This window comes from Parabacteroides sp. merdae-related_45_40, from assembly GCF_001915675.1.
In genome coordinates this window covers 1-2,874 of the sequence record NZ_MNQY01000017.1, presented here as the reverse complement: position 1 = coordinate 2,874, position 2,874 = coordinate 1, and the positions used below count along the sequence as shown (strand labels likewise).

General features: G+C 45.7%; 1 protein-coding gene and 1 pseudogene. Both read right to left on the bottom strand.

The window, feature by feature from the left end; translation table 11 throughout:
- Positions 1-251, bottom strand: a pseudogene (locus BHV83_RS00325) (DDE transposase); the annotation flags it as partial.
- Positions 252-402: 151 nt separating this feature from the next.
- The gene (lon, locus tag BHV83_RS00320; protein ID WP_005647776.1) at positions 403-2,865 is read right to left on the bottom strand and encodes an endopeptidase La; all 2,463 of its coding nucleotides are present in this window, start codon (positions 2,863-2,865) and stop codon (positions 403-405) included.
- Positions 2,866-2,874: the final 9 nt, after the last annotated feature.

Genomic DNA, 2,874 nt, shown 5'->3' with positions numbered 1-2,874 from the left:
TGCCTGTCGGAGAATCCGGTGTATGCCTTCAGGACCATAAGGGCGATCTTTGTGGAAGGGCTGAATATGTTCCTACGACCCAGGTGCCGGTCCGACAAGCCTGCGGATTTTACCATACAATCAAACGGAAACAACGAATGAAGCCTGCCAAGCTCACTCTCATGAAAACTCTTGCGATAGTTTTCCAGAATATCAAATTCTGGAAAACCCAAAGTAGAGTGAATTCCTGAAATATTTTGTATCTTCGCCATATCTTAGTTTGGATATTTCCCCCGTTTTGGCCGTCAAATCTTGTTTTCAGGGGAATACCTAAAGATACAAAAAAGCCAATTAACTCACAACACCCTGTGTATGAATTAATTGGCTGATTTTATAATATTTAATGAATGTCCCTATGTATTTTCAGAACAACGGATTAGCCACCTTTTCCTTCAACAAGGCCAAATCGACTACTTGGCGGATATCATCCACATAGTGGAAAGCCAGCCCTTTCAGATAATCGGGCTTAATCTCTTCGATATCTTTCTTATTCTCTTGGCAGAGGATCAGTTCCTTGATTCCGGCACGTTTAGCAGCCAGTATCTTTTCCTTGATACCACCTACCGGAAGAACTTTACCACGCAACGTAATCTCGCCGGTCATAGCCAAGTTACTGCGCACCTTACGCTGCGTAAAGGCTGACACCAATGAAGTGACCATCGTGATACCCGCACTCGGACCATCTTTCGGAATCGCCCCCTCAGGCACATGGATATGGACATTCCAATTTTCAAACATACCTTCGTCGATCCCGAACAGTCCGGCATGCGAATGAATATATTCGAGTGCCAACATGGCAGACTCTTTCATCACGTCACCCAAGTTACCTGTCAAAGTAAGCTTTGAGCCCTTTCCTTTGCTCAAGCTGGATTCCACAAACAGGATTTCACCGCCAACAGCTGTCCAAGCCAATCCGGTTACGACACCCGCATAGTTATTTCCCTGATATTTATCACGGGTATATTCGACTGCACCCAAATAATCATGCAAATCTTCGGGACGTATCTGTGCCGGAAGTTCTTCGCTGGACGCCAGCTTACGAGCCAACTTACGCATGATCTTGGCAATCTTTTTATCCAATTCGCGCACACCACTCTCACGGGTGTAGGATTCGATGATCGCCTGCAACGTCTTTTTCGGGAACTTCACTTTTCCTTTCGACAAACCGTGAATCTCCAATTGCTTCGGAACTAAATGACGGGCAGCGATTTCTACCTTCTCCTCCATGATATAACCACTCACCTCGATCAACTCCATACGGTCCAACAACGGCTGGGAAATCGTGTTCAGATTATTGGCAGTTGCGATAAACATAACTTTGCTCAAATCATAATCTATATCCAGATAATTATCATGGAATGCATTGTTCTGCTCCGGATCCAACACCTCAAGCAAAGCAGAAGCGGGATCGCCCTTGAAATCATTCGTTACCTTGTCGATCTCGTCAAGGATAAACACAGGGTTTGAGGTTCCAGCCTTCTGAAGGTTCTGAATGATACGTCCGGACATCGCACCAATGTAGGTACGACGATGGCCACGTATCTCCGCCTCATCATGCAAACCGCCCAACGAAACTCGGACATACTTACGGTGCAAAGCTTCTGCAACCGATTTTCCCAACGAAGTCTTACCAACTCCCGGAGGTCCATACAGACAGATGATGGGTGACTTCATATCACCTTTCAGTTTCAACACCGCCAAATGTTCAATGATGCGCTCTTTCACCTTCTCCAACCCGTAGTGATCGCGATCCAAGACTTTCTGTGCATGGGCAAGATTGAAATTATCCTTGCTGTATTCGTTCCATGGCAGATTGACAATCGCCTGCACATATTGCGTCTGGATAGAGAAATCCGGAGATTGCGGATGCAGGCGCTCCAACTTGCGCACCTCCTTCTCAAACGTTTCAGCTACAGCCGACGACCATTTTTTCTTGGCAGCTTTCTCTCGCAATTCCCTTATTTCCAACTCATTAATATTCCCTCCTAGCTCTTCCTGAATTGTCTTGATCTGCTGCTGAAGAAAGTATTCCTTCTGTTGCTGGTTAATATCCTCGTGCGTCTTCATCTGGATGGACGTTTTCAGTTCCACCAACTGATACTCCCGGTTCAGGATGAACAAAAGACGGTACGCACGGTCTTTCAAGTTACCAATCAACAACAAATCTTGTTTTTCAGACGATCCGTTGGGAACATTGCAACAAGAGAAATTGATTAGGTAGAGAATATTTTTATTATTCTTTATTGAAAATATCAAGTCGCGAGGCGGTTCAGAGGCAGCTCCGAGCATCTTGATCGTCAAATCCTTGATAGTCGAAACAAGCGCCTCGAACTCACGGTCGGACTTGTCCGGCATGACGTCTTCGAGCAATTTGATCTTTCCGATCAGGTAAGGATCATAAGCAGAAAGCTCTTCCAATTGGAAACGCTTCTTACCTTGCAGGATCACGGTTGTCGTTCCGTCGGGCATTTCGAGCACGCGGACAATATCGGCCACAACTCCCGTCGCATACAAATCTTCTATCTTCGGATCTTCCGTATTCATATCCTTCTGGCAAACCACTCCGATCAGACTTTTCTTGTGGGCGGCCTCCTTGATCAGGCGCATAGATTTAGGGCGGCCTATCATCACCGGCATAGCTACGCCCGGAAACAGTACCATATTCCGAAGCGGAAGAATGGGCAATTCCTCTCCCACTTTCTCCATTCCTTCAGTAAAATCTTCATCAACATCGCAATCTGTGAGGATAGGCATTACGATACCAATATTATCATCCAAGTCGTTATACGACTCCTCGGCAAACATCGTTACTTTATCTTTCTTCATATATTCTTT